Consider the following 19,442-nt stretch of genomic DNA (forward strand, 5'->3'; position numbering starts at 1 on the left):
GGTTTGAGTACACTCATGCCGTGCACGGCCACAGTGTTCCCGGAGGCGAGCCAGCTTATGCGGGGCGACTATACCGATCTCATTATCTCCACTGCTCTGCGCGAGTCGATGACGACCATCGCGGGGGCCATTTGCACTGTCTGGGAGACAGAATTCGATACCCCGGCTGTCTATGCAGAGCATTGCCGGGTGAATGCCGCTGACCTTGCCCATTCGCTGATGGCCTACCTGCCTGATGGGCAGTTTGTCGGAATCGGGGTACTGTGCCGCCGGGGGAAGCGGGGCTTTGTGCTCGATTTTGGCGTGGCGCCGCGTTTTCGTCGCCAGGGATACGGGCACAGGCTGTTTGCCGCGCTGGTTGAACAGGCGTATCTGGCGGGATTGCAGGAGGTGTCGCTGCTGGTGAACGTCACCAACGAAGCGGCGATGCGGATTTACCGGCAGGCCGGCTTCCAGCATGTGCGCGAGGTGGCGACACTACGCGGGCATGTGGAGACTGGCGGAACCGACGAGGCGCAGGAACGGCTGGGCGATATTGAGGCGGCAGTGGTGAACTGGTTTGGCGGCGGTAAGTCTACGCGACCGACCTGGGAGCGCGATCTACCTTCCTTGCTGGTGATGGCGGATGCCCGCGCTTTTGAGAATCGGCAAGGGTTGCTGCTGGCCCGCCGTTCGGTTTACTTCCGGCAAACTGAGATCGTGCATCTCGGCTTGCGGCCGGATGCTGAGCCTGAGGATGTGCATGCACTGTTAAAGGCGGCCTGCGCTGCGTTCGACCCTCATCTGCCCCTGGCGCTGTTGGAAGAGCCGCTGCACAGCCGGACCTACGAGCGGTTGAGCGCGCTGGGTTTCCGGCCGGTAGAGCAAGCCTACGAAATGCGCCTGGATTTGACAAACCTGTAAGACCGGGAGGGCTGTTATTCAGGCGGCCAGACACGCTGCGGGGTCATGTTCACGTAGTCCGCGGCCACCAGGTGATAACGGGTGCCCTCCCGTTCGCCGATGACGGCTGTTGCCCATTCGCCGGGGAGATGCAGGTGACCGTAAACACAGGCATCAGGCTGAAAGTGGCGGATCACCTCTGTAAAGCCGCTAGCCTGACCGCTGGAAGTATATGGCGGGTAGTGCAACATCAGGATAATCGGCTCGCCATTCGTTCGTAGCTCCTGCGCCGTCTGCAATGCCTGACGCAGCCAGTGCAGCTCCCGGCGATAGCTTTTGAGCTTGTGTGGCTGATAGTAGGGATCATTGGGCGCGATGTGGCCCATCGTGCCGCAAACGATCACGCCGTCCAGAAGCACACAGGAACCCTGGACGGCCAGCATATCCGCTGGCAAGACTTGGCGGCGAACCTGTTCCAGCTTCTTCCACCAGAAGTCATGATTACCGCGCACAAGGACTTTACGTCCTGGCAGGGAAGCAAGCCACTGGACATCCGGGAGCACCTGTAGCGGCGAATGCGCCCAGCTCAGGTCGCCGGGGATCAGTACCACATCGCCCGGAGCGACGCATTCCTTCCAGGCGGTGCGGAGTCGCGCCACGTGATCCTTCCAGACAGGCCCATAGCGAGTCTGGTCACGCGGCCTGGCCAGACTTAGATGCAGGTCAGAGATGGCCCAGATGCAGGTTGGGGCGGGAACTTGGACAGCGATGGGACGTTCTCCAGGTCGTCAGATACTGCTGAAGATGTTCTGCAGGAATAGAGCCGCATCCAGGACATGTCTTTCAAAATCATCCAGGCTGCTGTACTGGCGTCCTACCAGGGCGAGGCTGTGTTTCTGGATGGCGTCAATGATCCGGGAGAGGTCGTATTCCGCCCAGATATCCAGCACACCATTGGTGTAATGAGCCAGACTGGCAACGGCCTGCCACAGCCGTTGCCAGTGCAGTTCATCAAAGATGCGTCTGGACTCCAGGCTGTCCAGGAATCCCCCTCGCCCTTCAGCCTCAAAGAAGAGGATATCGGCGGCTTCCTGTTGCTCCAGATCCACCGAGTTCATCAGGTCACCATGGCGTTAGCGCTGCAGCAGCCGTTTGGCGGCCTCCACCACAGCCTCAGTGGTCAGGCCGAAGTGCTGATAGATCACCTTCATGGGCGCCGAGGCCCCAAAACGCTCCACGCTGATAATGACACCTTCGTCGCCAACCCAGCGGTGCCAGCCCATCCCCACGCCTGCTTCGATGCTCACCCGTTTGCGGACATCCGGCGGCAGCACGGACTGGCGGTATTCCAGCGGCTGGCGGGCGAACAACTCCTGGCTGGGCATGCTGACCACGCGCACTGCAATCCCCTCCGCGGCCAGCTGTTGGCCCGCGGCTAGCGCAAACTGCACTTCGCTGCCCGTGCCGATCAGGATGACCTCGGGTCTGGGCGCGCTGTCGAACAGAATATAGGCGCCTTTGCGCACATCACCAACCGTCGCTGGATCGAGTACCGGCAGGTCCTGGCGGGTCAGCACCAGGGCAACCGGGCCGCGGCTTTCCATGATGGCGCGGTAGGCGCCAACGGTCTCATTGGCGTCTGCCGGGCGGATCACGGTCAGGTTCGGGATGGCCCGCAGTGCAGCCAGATGCTCGACTGGCTGGTGCGTGGGGCCATCTTCGCCGACGCCCACGCTGTCGTGGGTGAAAATGTACAGTGTCGGCAGGTCCATCAGCGCGCCCAGACGCACGGCAGGGCGCATATAATCGCTGAAAACCATGAAGGTGGCTGAATAAGGTCGGCAGATACCGCCGTGCAGCGCCATACCGTTGACCATCGCGCCCATGGCATGCTCACGGACGCCAAAGCGCACGTTGCGGGCGCTGTAGTCGTGCCGGCTGAAGTTGCCGGTGCCGCTGATCAGGGTATTGGTGCTGGGCGCCAGGTCGGCATCGCCGCCAATCATGGTCTTCACGCGGCGAGCGATAGCGTTCAGGACTTTGCCGCCAGCCTTGCGGGTAGCCATGGCCCCGCTTTCCGGGGAGAAGGTGGGCAGGTCGGCGTCCCAGTCTGCCGGTAGCTCGCCGGCCCAGGCCCGCGCCAGTTCCGCGTAGAGGTCCGGATAGGCGTCTTCGTAGGCTGCCAGCAGTTCGCTCCAAGCCTGCTGACTTTCACGGCCACGATCCTTGGCCTTACGCATATGGTCGAGGACTTCGGGCGGCACGTAGAAGGTCGGCTCGGCTGGCCAGCCCAGGTTCTCCTTGGTCAGCCGCACCTCGTCTGCCCCCAGGGGGGAACCATGGGCCTCATGGGAATTGGCCTTGTTGGGGCTGCCATAGCCGATGGTCGTGCGAACATCGATCAGGATTGGCCGATCGGTCACCTGATGGGCTGCGCGCAGGGCACCCGCCAGCGCATCAACATCATTGCCGTCGTCAACCTGAAGCACATGCCAGCCGTAAGCCCTGAAGCGCGCCGGAATGTCTTCGCTGAAGGTATCGCTGGTAGGGCCGGCCAGGGTGATATGGTTGTCGTCGTACAGGCAGATGAGCTTGTGGAGGCCAAGATGCCCGGCCAGCGAAGCCGCCTCATGGCTGATGCCTTCCATGAGGTCGCCATCCGAGGCCAGGACATAGGTGTAGTGATCAATGATGGGATAACCGGGGCGGTTGAAGACGGCGGCAAGATGCGCCTCCGCTACGGCCATACCCACCGCTGTGGCAAAGCCCTGACCGAGCGGGCCGGTTGTTGTCTCCACGCCAGGCGTTTCACCATATTCTGGATGGCCAGGGGTGGCGCTGCCCCATTGGCGGAACTGTTTGAGGTCTTCCAGGGAAACGCCGTAGCCAGTCAGATAAAGCAGGCTATAAAGCAACATGCTGCCATGGCCGGCAGACAGGACAAACCGGTCACGATCAGGCCATTCCGGGTTGGTGGGGTTGTGCTTCAGAAATTGAGTCCACAGCACATAGGCCATTGGCGCCGCACCCATGGGCAGGCCGGGATGCCCGCTGTTGGCCTTCTGGATAGCGTCAACCGCGAGCATCCGAATGGTATTGATGCTGAGGCTGGCGATATCCGTCTGGGTCATGATTGACACGGAAGTTCACTCCTTTGGCGACACGCGAGCCGCACGTAAGTGTCCCCTATTATAGCGGATGGGCGATGGGTAACCATGCCGAATCGAGGAGATAGGGCGATCTACGAGAGGAATCTACCGCCATGTTACCTTGCCGACTTGTTCTCCGCTGCACCCTGGGCCATAGATTTCTGGCTTGCTGGCAGTTCCGGCTGGCCCGGCAAGTCATGCCTCAGGGCGTGGCCTCCTGTTGAAGCTGACGGCGCCAGGCACGGATGCTCTCGGCGTGTTCCTGCTCGTGCCAGGTGGCTGTCTCCTGGATCAGGTAAGCCAGCGGCTCGCCTTCCATCCATTCGAAGCGCAACGGGTCTTCCAGTAACTGTTCATCAAGCCCTTCAATAGCCAGGAGCAGATGCTTGTGCACGCCGTGAAAATCTGGCAGCAGGATGTCCAGCGGACGGTTGGCGTGCTGGTGGTATTGCTCCATGTTCCACTCATCGATGTCCTCGATCAGGACAATGGGCGGCGCATTGCGGTAAGCGGGGGAGAGCTTGCGATTCAGAGCGGTAACCAGTTCGGCTTCCCAGGCGATCAGGTGGGCGATGATATCCTTGACCGACCAGATACCTTCCACCCCGGGTCGCAGCATCTCGTCCTCTGATAGCCCTTCAATGGCAGCGAGGAATTCGGCCCGCGCTGCGCGGAGATCGTCAAGTAGTGCTTTCTTACTCACCGTATCCTGCTTTCAGGTGCTCAGGCGAAAATCCTGGTGATCCATTCGATGGAAAGCGCCCCGGCCCAGGCCAGGACAATCGACTGGATGGTCTTACCCAGGATGGCAGCCAGCAAGAACTGCCACCAGGGCATATGGGAGGCCCCGGCCAGCAGACCGGCCATATCAAAGACAGGATTGGGGATGATGGCCAGCACGAAAATCACCAGCGGCCCAAAACGATCCATCCAATGGTCAAAACGCTGGTAGACTCTGGTGTGCTCCAGGGGGGTCACACCGCCATAGCCGGCCAGGTAACCTGTCAGCTCACCAAGTGCAGCGCCCGGTCCGGCGGCCAGCCCCAGCAGCCAGGGGTTGAGTGTGCTGCTCATGGCAATGACATACACGAGTCCCGGTACGGGCAGGATCACCGTCGCATTGCCGGCCAGCATGATCAAAAACGCGCCCAGATAGCCCAGCGCACGCAATTCCTCGATATGGTTGGCCAGCAGCGCAATCACAACCGTGATCGCCAGCGCGAGCACGACCGCTCCTACGCGCTTCCAGGGAATTGTGCCGATCGACCTGCTGATCGGCAGTCTCTGCGCAGGTTCGGGAACGCGGGAGTCTTCCAGCGACATGGTGAAATCCTCAGGATAGGAATCGTCTCTGCCTGTAATAACCCTTCCGCCTGACCGGCGTGTTGGCCAGCCGCCCGAATATTACGTCTCGTCTGGCTTGCCGTCAACGTACCGGGTGGGCGTCGCCTGTAGTCTGCCTGCAAGAGGTTGATCCCACCGGGTGACAGTGGATTAGAACACTTGTGTGAGCGGCGATTCTCTATTATTCTTGCGGTAGACAGCGGCATAGGTGTCGGAGGAGAAGGTCTCGTGCGGTTTCTCCATATCGCGGATGTTCACCTGGGCAATCAGCAGTACAACCTCAAGGAACGGTACAACGATTTTGGCCGTGCCTTTGCAGACATGGTGACGCTGGCGCTGGATAAAGGCGTGGATGCGCTGGTCATCGCCGGCGACCTGTTCCACAAGTCGGCAGTTGAGCCGCTGACATTGCTGCAGGCTGAGGATGGCCTGCAGCGTTTGCACGATGCCGGTGTGCCGGTGATTGTGGTGCATGGCAACCACGATAGCGCGCGCTACATGGCCCAGATGTCCTGGCTGGATTATCTTGGCGAGCGCGGCCTTGTTCATCTGCTGGCTCCGCAGTTCGACCGTTCAGGCGTTGTGCTGCTGCCCTGGGATGGTCAGGAGAAGCAGGGCGCGTATCTGGATATCGGCCATATCCGGTTTGTAGGCGTGCCCTGGCTTGGATCGTCAGCAGGACACGTGCTGGGCGAGATCGCTCAGAAGTTGCCTGCTCTGCCAGCGGATGGGATCACGTTTACCGTGCTGGTGACTCATGCCGGTGTGGAAGGTCAGATGCCGCATATGGCCGGCGGGCTCAAATTCAGCCAGATCAACCCGCTTAAGGATGTGGTGCAGTACGTGGCGCTCGGTCACCTGCATAAGCCCTATGCCGTGGACGACTGGATATACAACCCCGGTTCGCTGGAAACATGTGGCTTTGACGAAGCGGAGTACAGGCGCGGTGCTTACCTGGTTGAGGTTTCAGAAGAGGGCAGTCACCGCGCCGAACATCTCGTCAATGTGCGGCGATTGTTCCTGTCAATTACGGTTGATGTTGATCTCTGTACCACACCGGAAGCGCTGTATAGCCTGGTTCAGGCAGTAGTTCAGGAGGCCAGACGTAAGCATGAAGCCGATCTGCAGGCGATCCCGGATCCTGAGCGCCGGAAGCCGGTTGTCCGCCTGATCCTGCGCGGGAACCTGGCCTTTGATCGCTCCCAGCTTGACCTTGAGAAAACCCGGCAAGTGGTGCTGGACGAGTTCGAACCCCTGCATGGACGGGTCGATGACCAGACGACACTGCTCGGTTTGGCGGTGGAGACGGACTCTACCCTGACACGGGAGCAATTGGAGCGCAGGGTGTTTGCTGCGCTGGTTCGGGGAGATCCGCGTTTCAGAGGGCATGAGGATGAGATGACAGCCCTGTTGCAGGAAGTGAAAGAGATGGCTCTACGGAAAGTGGATCCGGCGGCTATCTACACGCTTCTTGACGCCCAGCTCCACTGGATGGAAGAAGGCAGCGATGTGGATCACTAGTGTGCAACTGACCAACATCAAGAGCTATGGGCCGGATGGCCAGACCATCCCCTTCAAGGAGGGAGTTAACCTGATTCAGGGGGAAAATGGGGCGGGCAAGTCCACAATCCTGGAAGCGATTGGCCTGGCGCTCTTTGATCGCAAGCCCTATAACCTGGGGAGCTTTGTCCGGGAAGGGGCGCGTACCGGACGAATAGAGGTCGGCTTTTTCAGCAGTCTTGATGAGCGCGAATATGTGGTGGTGCGTGCGGTAGGCGGTAGCAGCCAGACGTATGTTTACGATCCGCAAATCAAGGCGAAAGTCTGCGAAGGCCGGGATGATACACTGAAGTTCATCCGCGATCATCTGCAGGCCGAAGATGACGCCGATCTGACCACCTTCTTTGTGGACGCTGTTGGCGTGCCGCAGGGAACCATGACGGCCATCTTCCGCGAGACAGCAGCCGCTCGGAAGGAGAAGTTCAACCGGCTGTTGCGGATGGATGCCTATGAGATCGCTTACAAGAACCTGAGCGAGACAGGACACTATATTCGCGACCAGATCGCTGGCAATCAGACCCGGCAGGCTCATCTGCAGGGCAAGCTGGCTGACCTGCCGAATGTGACCGCCGCAATCGACCGGATTACCCAGGAACTGACGGCTGCTGAAGTACAGCATGCTGATATCCGCCAGCAACTGACAGCCGTCAGTGAGCAGCGACAGGCAGCCGATCGGCAGCGCGATCGCCTGGATGACCTGACGCGGCGGGTCGAAGCAGCTGCCGCTGAACTGCGGGTTTTGGATGAGAAGTTGACCTCAGCAGGCAATGCCGTGCGAGAAGCCGAGGCGGCCCAGGATATCGTTGGCAGGACCAAGGCAGCTTATGATGGGTATGAGGCTGCTGAACGGGACCTGGCCGCCCTGCAGGCCAAGCAGCAGGAGTACCACCGCGTTCAGGAACGCCAGCACGAACTGGACAAACAGCATGGCCTGCTGGCCACCGCACTGGATCGGCTGCGCCGCGATCTGGAAGGGGCTGTTCGAGCTGAAGAGGAAATGGCCACGCTTGAGCCGCTGGTCCGCGAGCAGGAGGTTTTGGAAGCGGCGCTGACAAAGGCGCGGACTGACCAGGCTACCCTTCAGCAAAGTAAGGCACAGCTTGACCATCTGCAGGGGGTTCTGGCTGACCTGCGCAGGCGCATGGCCAGCAGTCAGGCGTTTCTGGTGGCCGCTGGCCTGAACCTGGTGAAGCCGATCACTGAGTCTGTTGAGGCTGAAGCAGAGAACGTGGATCTTGCCGCTGAACAGGCCCGTGCTGCGGTGACCCAGCTGGAGCGCGCCGCAGATCGCCTCGCCGCGGCGCAGGCTGCCCTGGATCGTGAAATACAGGAGCAGCAGGCCGTGGTCGATCAGGTGGCGCGGAGCCGGGTGGTGCAGGAACAACTCGACGCTGCCCGGCGGATGCTGGATGATCTGGCTGACCGGAGGCGGTCGCTGGAGGTCCGGCTGGAACGGCTGCACAGCGATCAGGCTCAGCTGCAGGAATATGCGGCGCTGCTGGATGAAGCCGGGGCTATTTGCCCGGTTTGCCGGCGACCGATGGATGCGCATGCCCAGGCGCAGGCGGCAGATCACTATCAGCAGGAACAAGAACGGCTGGTCAGAGAGCTTGCCGCCCTAGAAGCCGAACTTGATCGGGTGAGCGGTCAGCTCGCCGGGATCGAGGTGGAGCGCGCAGGCTTGCAGGCAGAACTGGATCACCTGCCCAGCGCAGCCAGCCTGACTCTTGTGGAGCAGCGGGTTCAGCAGGCCCAGCGTGACCATGATGATGTCGCTGCGGAGGCTTCAGACTCCTATGGTCGTTGTCAGGCGGACCTGCACACGTTTGAACGGGCGCTGGAAGTCGAAGCCGCGGTGGTGGCTAACCTGCAGCAGAGCGTAGCTCGGCTCCCGGAACTGGAGGCTCAGTGGCAGGCGCTCGGCGATCCGCGCCGCCGCTATGAGCGTGTTCAGGACATTGCTGCTACCCGCAAGGAAATCGAGGAGGCTCTAAACGCGCAAACAGGGGAACTGGAGCGCCTTGAAACACAGCTGGCGGAAGTTGAGGGGCAACTACGCGAGTTCGCTGATCTTGACGCCCGGCTGGCGGCAGTGGCTGAGGAGAAGGCGCGTCACGAGGCTGGCTATCGGGAGTACCTGGCGCACGTCGCTGTTGCCGGACAACTGGAGATCCGCCGGGCGCAGTTGCATAACCTGGAGGGACAACGCGCTGCCTGGCAGGCAGACCATGCGGCAGTAGTGCAGGAGCGCGATGCTGTCGCGGCTGCCTATGACGCTCAGGCTCATGAAGAGTTGCGCCAGCGGGAGCGGGAGCTGGAGGGCGAACGAGTCGCGGTGGAAACCCGGCTGGAGGAGTGGAAGCGCACCCTGCAGGCTCATCAGGAGCGGCTTGGCGTGCTACAGGAGTCTCAGGCGCAGTTACTGGCGCTGGAGGCGGAACTGAAACGACTGAATACTCGGCATGATGTCTTGGAGTTTCTGCGGGAGAGCATCCGCAAGGCAGGCCCCGAGATCGTCCGGCAGCTGGTGCGCCTAATCAGCGAACAGGCCAACCAGATTTTCGGCGATATCCTGGGCGATCACAGCATGGTGTTGAACTGGGATGAGGCATTCGGGATCACGGTCAACCAGAGAGGGCAGCAGCGTGACTTTGAGTTGCTTTCCGGTGGAGAGCAGATGGTGGCGGCGATGGCCGTACGACTGGCGCTGCTGATGCATCTGGCCAACGTGAAGTTCGCCTTTTTTGATGAACCGACGACCAATCTGGACGATATTCGGCGCGAACAACTGGCCGAGAACCTGGCCAGCCTGAGGGTGTTACAGCAGCTCTTTGTGATCAGCCATGACGATACGTTTGAACAGGCCGGTTACCACGTGATTCAGGTGGCCAAGGAAGATGGCCTTAGCCAGGTGAGGGTGCTATGACACCATTGTATGCCAGCCGGGTAGCCGAGGCTCTGGCCCGCAAGGGTGGCGCATTCGAGGCTTCTGAACGCGACATGCGCGAAGATCTGGCCTTGCTACAGGAGGCTCTGCTGGTGATGGGCCGCCTGTCGCGGCAGGAGGTCGAGGCACGCATTGCCGGAATTGACCGGCCCGGTGCGCGTCCGACCGAGGAGCAGGACACCCGGCCGTTGATCATCCCCTTTGAGACCCGCTGGCCGGATCACCGCCAGGCGCGTGAGTGGGCCCTGAATACGCTGGTCGGGATCACGACATTCGCAGTCGATGGTTCGCAGATCTTCCCGAACCGCGATATGTCTATGCCGGTCGGGCTGGTTCAGGTGGGTTGGTTCGAAAATCCGCATGATGTCGCTGGCACCTATACCAAGGATGTGCAGGTGGAGGTGCTGACGCCCGCCGAGTTATTGCAGGCGGTTGAGGCCGGATACGCCGAGCACGAAGTTGAGTGGCGGCGCTTTGTCGGCGAGGTTCGGCGCCTGAAGGAGTTCATGGAAGCCCGAAAGGGCGGTCCGGCGCTGGCCTTTCTGGATGGCTCGCTGATTCTGTCATTTGTGCATACCATGCGTGAATCGCGGCAGCGCGACTATATCGCGCAGGTAGTCGATCTGCTGCAGTGTTCTGAGAGGACGGGCGTGCCGGTGATCGGCTACATCGACTCCAGCCTGGCTGCTGACCTGACCACGCTGCTGCACCATGCTGCCGGTTACCGCGGCGGGCGGGTGGGAGACGCCACCGCGGTCCGGCGGCGGATGCAGTGGGGCGACCGCACGCGGTGGTATGTCTGTAGCCGGGATGATGAGGTGGTTGACAGCGGGTATTACGAGCGGGTGCTATTCACGTATCTCAAAACCACACGGGATTACCCGCCGGCGCGGGTGGAAATGCCGGCCTGGGTCTTTGAGCAGGGGCGGCACGAATGGGTACTGGATGTCGTCCGTGCCGAATGTATCGTGGGGGTAGGATATCCTTATCCACTGGAGACGGCAGACGCCGTAGCCGTCCTGAGCATGCAGGATCGCGAGCGTTTTTACCGGTTGTTCCAGGCGTTTGCCAGCGAGCGCGGGATCAGCGTGCGCTTTAGCCGCAAACTGGTCAGCAAGCGCGGACGCCGGGTGTGAGGGAGGGTGATAGTGAGCGTATCGTTGGGGAAGATTGTCAAGTCGAACTCGCATACCGATTACATCTGTCAGGTCTACGGGCGCAACGAGTTTGACCCCGCGCCGGGTGTGGAGAACTACGCGCTGGGCACCTTCGTCCGGATTGAACTGGAGGCCGGGAAGGCCGGCGCACTGGTGGGCCTGATTTATGACACCGTGCTGCTCAACCCTGACTTTGGACGCCTGGGGCCGCGGCTGTCACCGGAAACTGAGCTGGCCATGTTCACGCCGGATTACCTGAATGAGCGGGCAGTGCTGGTAGGCATCACCGCTATTGGGCGGGTCAAAGCAAATGGGGACGTGTTTCAGGGTGTGCCATTGCTGGCGGCCAACAGCGATGCGCAGGTCATCCAGATGACGGACGACGAAATCCGCGCCTTTCATGCCTATGATGGCTCGTTGCATCTGGACTACCTGCCGTTGCTGGCACACATGGATCATCCGCTGGCTCTGCACCTTGGCCTGATTGTGTTGAGGAAGCTGGGGCGCCTGTTGCCAGAGTGTGCAACCGAACTGGCGGTGTTGAGCGATGACCTGTTGTGGCGGACGCAAATCGGGCCGCTGGGAGGAATGCAATGAACCAGCCACTGGGTCGGGCCAAAGGGCCGGGGCCGACGCCCCACAGCTTCCTGTTTGTCTCGCCGGATGACGAGCAGAAACTCAAAGTTGGCGAGTTCATCACCTACCCCGTGTCCCTGGGTGGCGGCCAGGAAGAACTGGTGCTTTCCCGGATTACAGAGCGCCGACCAGTGCGCCTGTACCCCAATGCGTTTTCCGGCGATCCGCAGGTGGACCCTAACCGGATTGCCGCGATGGTGGGTTACCAGGGCCGGAGCAGTGAACTCTTTGAGATCACGGCAGAGGTGATTGGCTATTATGACCGCCAGTTAAAAGATTTCGTCAATCCCCGCGTGCCACCCCGCGTGGGGACGCCGATCGCGCTGGCCGAAAACACTTATCTGTCGGATGTGCTCAGCCGCTGCAAACCGGATGAGATCGGCGCGGCGACGATTGGCTGGTTACTCAGCCGCCCGCGGGGCGATGTGCCGGTGGCGATCGATGTTGGCGCTGTGGTCAGTACACACCTGGCGATCATCGCCAGTACCGGGGCGGGCAAGAGCTACACGGCCAGCGTCCTGATCGAAGAGATGATCCGGGCCAACAACCGGGCCGCGATCCTGGTTATCGACCCACACGGTGAGTACAACACGCTGGCCGAACTGCCCAACGCCAAACAGCTTTGCCGGGACAGTTACCGCCCGGAAGCGCGGATCTATGCGCCAGGCGACGTGAAGATCCGGGTGGGGACGCTGGAGCGGGGTGATCTGCGTTATTTGTTGCCCAGTGTCACTGATCGTATGGACTACATGCTGGGCCGCGCCTACCGGCAAGCACAGAATTTGAGTCGTCAGCGTTTCAATACGGAAGACCGCTGGACTCGTGCTGAGTTGCTGGGGGTGCTGGATCGCATCGATGAGGATGCTGAAGATAACTTCGATAAAGGGACTATCCAGGCGCTCCGGTGGCGACTGGAAAGCACGATCAAGACAGGCAAGGGCCAGATCTTTGACGATCAGGAGCAGACTTCGCTGGAGGAATTGTTCCGACCGGGGCGCTGCTCGGTGATGCAACTCAACCAGATCGACAGCCGGGAACAACAGGTGATCGTCGCTGCACTGCTGCGGCGCATCTTCACGGCGCGGATGCGCACCAAGAACAGCGAGGTAGGGCCGGACAGCGACTACTATCTGCCGTATCCCGTCTTCATCCTGATTGAAGAGGCGCACAATTACGCCCCCGCCGGTGTCGATATTGTCACGACCGGCATCTTGAAGAAGATTCTGGCGGAGGGGCGCAAGTTCGGCGTCGGCGTGGGGCTGATCAGCCAGCGGCCCGGCAAGCTGGATTCGGACGTCCTTTCCCAATGTAACACGCAAATCCTGCTGCGGATCGTCAATCCGATCGACCAGGCCCGTGTACGGGAGAGTGTGGAAAGCGTTGGTCGGGACTTGCTGGCGGAACTGCCGTCGCTGACTAAAGGGCAGGCAATCATCTCCGGGGCGGCGGTTAATACGCCTGTGTTGTGCCAGATCCGACCACGGTATACCCGTCATGGCGGTGCTGAAGAGGATGCGCCGCGGGCGTGGGTGGCCTACGCCGATAGCGCACTGGCTCGTCAGCGGGAACAGGATAGTGCGCTGTTACAGCCGACAGGACGGCGCAACCGTCTCTACAAGTCGTAACGCCGCTTTCTGCCGGCGTGGGCAGGGCCAACAGACGATTCCGCTGGATGTTCCGGCAGGGCTGCTGACCGGTCATCGACGTTACCGGAGGGCGGCCCTGTGTGCTGTTCCTTGCGTTGCCTGTCGATTTTGTTTGCAGCAGGCGTTTACAGATTATGTAGGAACGTGGTACAGTAAAGATGAAAGCAAGGTTCGTGTTTACTGTCAGACCAATAGAGAGTTTCTTTGGGGAAGATGAGCGATGCCTTATGCGAAACGTGTATTTCTCCTCCTGATTTGGCTGGTTCCTCTACTGCTACCCGGCCCGGTGTATTCACAGTCGCCGGAGTCTTCCTGCCCCCAGATCGTCCAGATCGCGCTTTCCATGGCGGACATGCTGTGCCAGGCGATGGGCACCAACCGCGCCTGCTACGGGCATATGCTGGTGGACGCCACGCCACGACCGGATGTAACGGCGCTGGACTTCAACCAGGAAGGCGATATCGCCGATGTTCACGCGCTGCAGGCCATCCGGCTCAGTCCAATGGATCTGGAGATCGGTACGTGGGGAGTTGCCCTGCTCAATCTGCAAGCCTACCTGCAATATACGGCTCCGCAGGAAGTTACCTATGTTCTGTTTGGCGATGTTGAAGTTACCAACGCGGTCGAGGCCGTGCCGACATTGCTGGCCACGGTCACTACCCGCCAGTATGTCAACGTGCGCCTGGGGCCAACAACCAACGCCGGTGTGATTGCCACGCTGGCCCCCGGCGCAGTGATCGAGGCCAAAGGACGGCTGGCCGATAATTCGTGGCTGCGGGTGCTGATCCCGGATACGGGGCGGGTTGGCTGGGTCTATGCCCCGGTTCTGTCGCTGGATGGTGACATTGAGACGCTGCAGGTTATGGAAGCCTGGTCGCCATACTACGGGCCGATGCAGGCGTTCTACTTCCGCAGCGGGGTCGATGACTCGGTGTGCCAGGAAAGCCCGCAGAGTGGACTGCTGATCCAGACACCGGAAGGTGTGGCCGAAGTCACACTGCTAGTCAACGAGGTCAGCATCCAGATGAACGCGACGGCTTACTTCCAGGCCCAGCCAGGTGGCCAGATGACTGTTGGTGTGCTGGACGGCTGGGCAGTTGTGGAGGCAAACGGGGGACGCCAGCCGGTCTTTGCCGGTACGCAGGTCAGGATTCCGATGGCCAGCAATCTGGCGGCTAGCAGTACCCCAACAGAGCCGGAGCCGTATGTGCAGGAGAACCTGATGGCGCTGCCGATCAGCCTGTTGCGTCATGAGGTGGAAATCAGCCCGGCGCTGACCGCCGGCGAGATCACCGCTTTGTTGGCGCGCTGGCGGAGTCTGGTCAGGAATGGGCAGACAGTGACATTCGCCAGTCTGTACACAGAGCAGGGTGTGGAAGAATTAACGACGGTGGGGGATGCCAGCGGTGATGCGCCAGAAGCGCCCCCTGGTCTGGAGGGTGTACTGCCGCCGGGCTGGGGATCGACGCCGCCGGGTCAGGGGGGTGTGCCGCCGGGACAGGGCAAGAAGAACTGAAGCTGAAGACCGGCATCCGCGCAGGGTGCCGGTCTTTTGTTTTACCCCGCCCGACGGCACTTTCCAGTACAGCGGGTGAAGTTAGCGTTCAGTCATCCGCACTGTCGTTGTCGTTCGTATTGTCATCATCAGTGTCATTGTCGTTGTCAGGGTTGTCCTCGTTATCGTTGCTGTTTGTTTCTTGTCCCGAACTGTTGCCTGCCGGCGGGCTGGCAGGCCCGATATGCGTCGGGGCAGGGGCGACTCCCGTTAGGGTGGTCTGCACCCGTGCCGGGAGGGAGATCGTCTGTCCGGTGATGATCAGCCGGGCATCAGACAGGCAGTTGACCTCCATCAGACGCTGCACCGTAGCGCCGCTCCGGGTCGCCAGCCCTGACAGTGTATCGCCGGGCTGGATCGTATAGCTGATCCAGCCATCGGGCTGCAGTGTTGCGCACACCGCAGTTGTAGCGTGGGCAGCGATGGTTGGGCTGGCTGTGACTGTGGCGGTCGGTGTTGGAGATGGCGTTGGGCTGGGCGAGGCTGTTACTGTTGGCGAGGGCGGGACCGTGGGCGTGTGGGTTGGATTGGGCGTTACGGTTGCTGTGGGAATCAGCGGGGTGCTGGATGGTACAGATGTGAGCGTTGTCTCCTGAAAACCTGGCTGGAGTGTGGTGATCCTGCTGGAGAGGATGATTGCGAAGACCAGCAGCAGGCTGGCAACCATGGCCAGGGCGGGATAGCGCTGCCAGGTCGGACGCTTCCGGTCTACCTGGCGCAGTGCACGCTCGACCCGGGGACGTACACGCTCACGTGCGGCCAGAGTCGCCTGTGTGGAAGCCCGGCTTTGCCTGACCAGCAAGCCCGCAGCCAGCAGCGGGCGCAGTTGCTCCGCATGCTGTGGGTGGCGACGCAGGCATTCCTCCAGCGTATAGCCCGCATTTAGCAGGCTGATGCAGTCATCCAGGGCGTTGAGAAAATCGGCTTCGTTCACGCTAGTCATCCCGTTCCTGGGCCATCAGCGCAGCGCGCAGATTGCTGGCGGCGCGGAACTGCAGCGATTTGATGGCGCTGATGCTGCGGCCCATCACAGCAGCAGTATCCTCAAGACTGAGCATCTGGCCGAAGCGTAAGATCAGGACTTCCTGCTGATCAGTGGGTAGCGCCTGCAGTGCCCGGTGAATTTGCTGGCTGTCAGCGCTGGCGAAGAAGCGGGCTTCTGGATCGCTGTCTGGCTGGGCCGGGATCCATTCCTCAAGCGCGGTTATCGCCAGCTGCCTCTCACGCCCGTAGTGGTCATACAGAACATTGCGGGCAACCCGAAATAGCCACCCGCGCAGACTGTGCCGGGGAGCGTTGCCGCCCTGCAGAGCGGCGATGAGCTTCAGAAACACCTCGGCAGACAAATCCTCTGCCAGCGTGTCATCCTCAACGCGCATTCTGATGAACTGGAAGATCGCTTCGAAGTAGCGATCGTAGATTTCGGTGATGGCATCTCTGTCACCATGGCATGCTAGCGCCAGGAGCCTGTCTTCAGTTGGAAGGTCGGGTAGCACGAGCATGATCATGGCGTTCTGATCCGGGGCGGTTGTCGCCGCGAATGACTCGGCGTTTCCCCAGTGTAATCTGCCTTGGGGGTGGGCGCTACCGGGATTCACTACTGACAGCATGGCCCGATGCTCATGGTTGCATGCTACCGACAATGCCTGCCGGAAGTACTTCCCAGACATAGCTGTAGGCATCTCGGTAGACCAGCCTCAGGCCCGGATCCGTTTCGGCTCGAGCCGCAAAATCATGGTGGTCGGTGTCACTGACGACATAAGCTGCGCCGAATTCCAGGTGGATCGCGGTAGATGGCTGCTCAACCTGGCCACGGGTGATTGCCACCCAGGAGTCCCAGAGCTGTCGATTGGCACGCTCAAGGTAGGTTGGATCCAGACCGACCAAGTAGGTGTTGTGGGTATTGTGGTAGAAAAGGTGGGTGAAATCATCCCAGTCGGTCTGGAAGATCAGCGCTCCGGGTGAAGAGTGCTCGGCCAGCCACGCCGCCGCGCCCGCATGGGTCGCCGGGTCGCGGACATCCTCCAGTGACCGGTGCACAGCAGCCACAGTCATGCTGATCGCCAGCGCTGCGCCAGCCAGTGCTATGCCGCCTGCTAAGCGGAGAACCACCGTCAGGTCAGGCAGCCAGTCGCGCAGAGCGACGCTGCCCCTTCCCCAGCTGGCTGCTGCAAACAACAGGGCAAATGCCGGATAGTACTCGATGAACCGCCGCGAACGGAAGAGCATCGCCAGGGCTAACAGGGCCACGAACAACAGGGTTGTTTCCACACGGTCGCGCCGCCCGCCGAAGCTTGGCCGCAACAGCCCCAGAACCAGCGCCAGCAAGGCCCCCGCCGAGTTCTCCAGTAACGTGGCGGTCTGGTAGGGATACCACTCGTTGCCCACACGGATGCCCGTTTCAAAGGCTACTTTGGCGCCAAGATGTTCTGCAATGAAGACGATGTTACGCGGGAAATAGGGGTTAATCACAAGTCCCAGCCCGATGCCGGCTACGGTATAGACCACCGGGCGGGCATCCCAGTGGCGGTCGGCAACCCAATCGGCCAGGACGGCTAACGCGGCAAATGCCATGAGCAGGATGAAGCCGTCGTACAGCCAGGTGTAGGCAAAGGCGATAACCAGCAGCCATTGGTAACGCCGCCGGAAAATCACGTGCAGCCCCAGGATCAGCAGCAACAGAGATGCGCCCTGCGTGCGGATCATCAACAGCCGGTGCAGGAAAGGGACCGACAACCCGAACAACGCAAAGGCCCATAGCGCCGCGTGGCGTGTCCCGATGTCACGCAACAGCGCCCAGCCGGCTGTGAACGTTCCCGCCACGATCAGGGCTTGAGCTACTTTGGCGCCGGTCATGCCGCCCAGCGCGACCCAGGGCGCCAGAAACAGATGATAGAGCAGGTGGTGATCCACGAATCGGTCGGGACTGAGGATAGTCTGTGGCAGCCAGACGAAATCCAGAGCCAGACGGCGTTGGGTGATGATCTCCCCTGAAATCCGGGCGTGGTAGTAATCATCCGTGCCAGGGAAGCCCAGTGTAGCCAGCAGCAGGGCGGCAGACAGAGCAAAGCAGAGCAGGAAGAACAGGGTACCCTGCATGGTCACGGCTAAGCGTTGAGGGAGCGATCGAGCCTGCAGCATGGGTGCGTGGTCCAAATCTCCGGCGGAACAGGACAGGGTGGGTGGAAGGGAACTATTCCCCTCCACCCACCAGTGACATTAACTGTGCTTAGTCGTCATCGGCGTTGTCGGAGTGGTCGTCATTGTCGTTCTCATTGCGATTGTTGTTGTGATCGTCGCCCTGGTTGTCGTTCGAACTCGTGTTGTCATCATTGTTGTTGTCATCATTGTTATCGTTCCAGTTGTCGTTATCCCGGTTGTCATTGTTGTCATTCGTGAGGTTCCCGGTTGGCTGGCGGGGGACAAAGAGCTGCTGACCGACCCGGATGAGACGCGTATTGGTGATGCAGTTGGCGGCAACCAACTCACTTATTGTGCTACCAGCACCTCTGGCAATTGCGGAGAGCGTATCGCCACGGCGGATGGTGTAGGTTGTCCAGCCGGCGGGCTGAGTCACGACGCAACTACCTGACGCGCTGGTGTTTGAGTTCGTGTTGCGATTGCTGCTGTTGTCATTGTTATTGTCATTGCTGTTGTCCGGGCTGCTACCCTCGTTGTCGTTAAAGAGGCTGCGCGCCCGCTCGATTTCACGGGCTATCAGCTGGCCATCGCGAAGGGTCAACTCAAGTTTGACGAGCGTCCCGATCATGAGGATATCGTCCACTTCAGCAGTACGAATGTCGATCGTCTGACCGCCGACAACCACAAAACCATCACCGATGTCTTCAAGGGTGCCAACGATCTTGAACTGCCTGCCCTGCAGAAGCTCAGGACTGTCTTCCTGTGACTGTGAGCCGCTGCTACCGGAGGTCGGACTGTCTTCACTCGCAGGGAGATAAGGCTCAATTTCACGGGCGACCCAGCCCTGGCCTGCCTGTATAAAAGCGTGCAACCTGACCAGTCTGCCGACGGTAATACCATTCTTGATCTCAGCGCCAGCCAGGCTTACCGCCAAGCCATTGATCACGGCTTGACTCTGTGCCAGCGATTCGAGGGTTCCAACTAGCTCAAGTTCGCCTGGCTGCAGAAGCCCTGCTGGTGCGGCATGTACCTGACGGGCCTGAATGATGCTATCAGGCAGGAGAATGCCCTCGACATGGACTGCCTGATTGAGCGCCAGAGGGGTTGAAATCTCGGCTATACTGGTGTCGACAATCAAACCGTTGACGGTAATCGTGTACAGGGTCATTGCCTCTACTGTGCCCAGAATCTCGATGCTGTTGGCACGCTCGTCATTCTGAGCATAAGCCCCCTGTACGCCGAGGAATGCGATCAGCAGCACTCCCAGAACAGGTACCAGACGGCGGAAGAAAGTGGAAACCATGTGGACCTCCTGTAAGGTTCTCCAAGACAAGTGTGATGGCATAGTCACTATTTCCGATAATACCGACTTAAAAAATAGGAAAAGGTTGCGCAGAAAAACGGTGGGACTTTAGTCCTGCTGGC

16 protein-coding genes are annotated in these 19,442 nt (G+C 60.5%); 7 read left to right on the forward strand and 9 right to left on the reverse strand.

Annotation, left to right across the window (positions count from 1 at the left end):
• The first annotated feature begins 15 nt into the window (after window positions 1–15).
• Window positions 16–903 carry a GNAT family N-acetyltransferase gene (locus HPY64_00080; GenBank protein ID NPV65521.1) on the forward strand — a complete coding sequence of 296 codons (888 nt, stop codon included), beginning with the start codon at window positions 16–18 and terminating at the stop codon, window positions 901–903.
• 14 nt (window positions 904–917) lie between these two features.
• Here HPY64_00080 and HPY64_00085 read toward each other — a convergent pair whose 3' ends face one another.
• From HPY64_00085 to HPY64_00105, 5 genes are all read right to left on the reverse strand, one after another.
• On the reverse strand, window positions 918–1,652 hold the full coding sequence (locus tag HPY64_00085) for a hypothetical protein (protein ID NPV65522.1): 735 nt from the start codon (window positions 1,650–1,652) through the stop codon (window positions 918–920).
• Between the two features lie 18 nt (window positions 1,653–1,670).
• On the reverse strand, window positions 1,671–2,000 hold the full coding sequence (locus HPY64_00090; GenBank protein ID NPV65523.1) for a hypothetical protein: 330 nt from the start codon (window positions 1,998–2,000) through the stop codon (window positions 1,671–1,673).
• 15 nt (window positions 2,001–2,015) lie between these two features.
• Window positions 2,016–4,013, reverse strand: coding sequence for a transketolase (tkt, locus tag HPY64_00095; GenBank protein ID NPV65524.1), 1,998 nt, complete (start codon window positions 4,011–4,013; stop codon window positions 2,016–2,018).
• A 220-nt stretch (window positions 4,014–4,233) separates the two neighbouring features.
• Entirely contained in the window at window positions 4,234–4,734 is a 501-nt protein-coding gene (locus HPY64_00100; protein NPV65525.1) for a ClbS/DfsB family four-helix bundle protein, read from the reverse strand.
• Between the two features lie 20 nt (window positions 4,735–4,754).
• Window positions 4,755–5,354 carry a VTT domain-containing protein gene (locus HPY64_00105; protein ID NPV65526.1) on the reverse strand — a complete coding sequence of 200 codons (600 nt, stop codon included), beginning with the start codon at window positions 5,352–5,354 and terminating at the stop codon, window positions 4,755–4,757.
• Window positions 5,355–5,603: 249 nt separating this feature from the next.
• Here HPY64_00105 and HPY64_00110 point away from each other — a divergent pair, with 249 nt between their 5' ends.
• From HPY64_00110 to HPY64_00135, 6 genes are all read left to right on the forward strand, one after another.
• A complete protein-coding gene (locus tag HPY64_00110) occupies window positions 5,604–6,896 on the forward strand; it encodes an exonuclease SbcCD subunit D (GenBank protein ID NPV65527.1) in 1,293 nt (430 codons plus the stop codon).
• The gene (locus HPY64_00115; protein NPV65528.1) at window positions 6,883–9,861 is read left to right on the forward strand and encodes an SMC family ATPase; all 2,979 of its coding nucleotides are present in this window, start codon (window positions 6,883–6,885) and stop codon (window positions 9,859–9,861) included. Before HPY64_00110 ends, HPY64_00115 begins: the two co-directional genes overlap by 14 nt.
• Window positions 9,858–11,018 (forward strand): DNA double-strand break repair nuclease NurA, encoded by a 1,161-nt coding sequence (locus HPY64_00120; GenBank protein ID NPV65529.1) that lies wholly within the window; start codon window positions 9,858–9,860, stop codon window positions 11,016–11,018. Before HPY64_00115 ends, HPY64_00120 begins: the two co-directional genes overlap by 4 nt.
• A gap of 12 nt (window positions 11,019–11,030) precedes the next feature.
• Window positions 11,031–11,636 carry a hypothetical protein gene (locus HPY64_00125; protein NPV65530.1) on the forward strand — a complete coding sequence of 202 codons (606 nt, stop codon included), beginning with the start codon at window positions 11,031–11,033 and terminating at the stop codon, window positions 11,634–11,636.
• Complete coding sequence (locus HPY64_00130; protein NPV65531.1) at window positions 11,633–13,300, forward strand: ATP-binding protein; 1,668 nt, start codon at window positions 11,633–11,635, stop codon at window positions 13,298–13,300. Before HPY64_00125 ends, HPY64_00130 begins: the two co-directional genes overlap by 4 nt.
• 241 nt (window positions 13,301–13,541) lie before the next feature.
• Window positions 13,542–14,837: an SH3 domain-containing protein gene (locus HPY64_00135; protein NPV65532.1), complete on the forward strand. Its 1,296-nt coding sequence runs from the start codon at window positions 13,542–13,544 to the stop codon at window positions 14,835–14,837.
• Window positions 14,838–14,925: 88 nt separating this feature from the next.
• Here HPY64_00135 and HPY64_00140 read toward each other — a convergent pair whose 3' ends face one another.
• From HPY64_00140 to HPY64_00155, 4 genes are all read right to left on the reverse strand, one after another.
• Complete coding sequence (locus HPY64_00140; GenBank protein ID NPV65533.1) at window positions 14,926–15,819, reverse strand: LysM peptidoglycan-binding domain-containing protein; 894 nt, start codon at window positions 15,817–15,819, stop codon at window positions 14,926–14,928.
• Window positions 15,812–16,486, reverse strand: coding sequence for a sigma-70 family RNA polymerase sigma factor (locus tag HPY64_00145; GenBank protein NPV65534.1), 675 nt, complete (start codon window positions 16,484–16,486; stop codon window positions 15,812–15,814). Before HPY64_00145 ends, HPY64_00140 begins: the two co-directional genes overlap by 8 nt.
• A 10-nt stretch (window positions 16,487–16,496) precedes the next feature.
• The gene (locus tag HPY64_00150) at window positions 16,497–17,981 is read right to left on the reverse strand and encodes a hypothetical protein (GenBank protein NPV65535.1); all 1,485 of its coding nucleotides are present in this window, start codon (window positions 17,979–17,981) and stop codon (window positions 16,497–16,499) included.
• Between the two features lie 124 nt (window positions 17,982–18,105).
• Complete coding sequence (locus HPY64_00155; protein ID NPV65536.1) at window positions 18,106–19,320, reverse strand: LysM peptidoglycan-binding domain-containing protein; 1,215 nt, start codon at window positions 19,318–19,320, stop codon at window positions 18,106–18,108.
• Between the last annotated feature and the right edge of the window lie 122 nt (window positions 19,321–19,442).

The sequence above is a fragment of the Anaerolineae bacterium genome, assembly GCA_013178165.1.
Classification (GTDB): Bacteria; Chloroflexota; Anaerolineae; order Aggregatilineales; family Ch27; genus Ch27.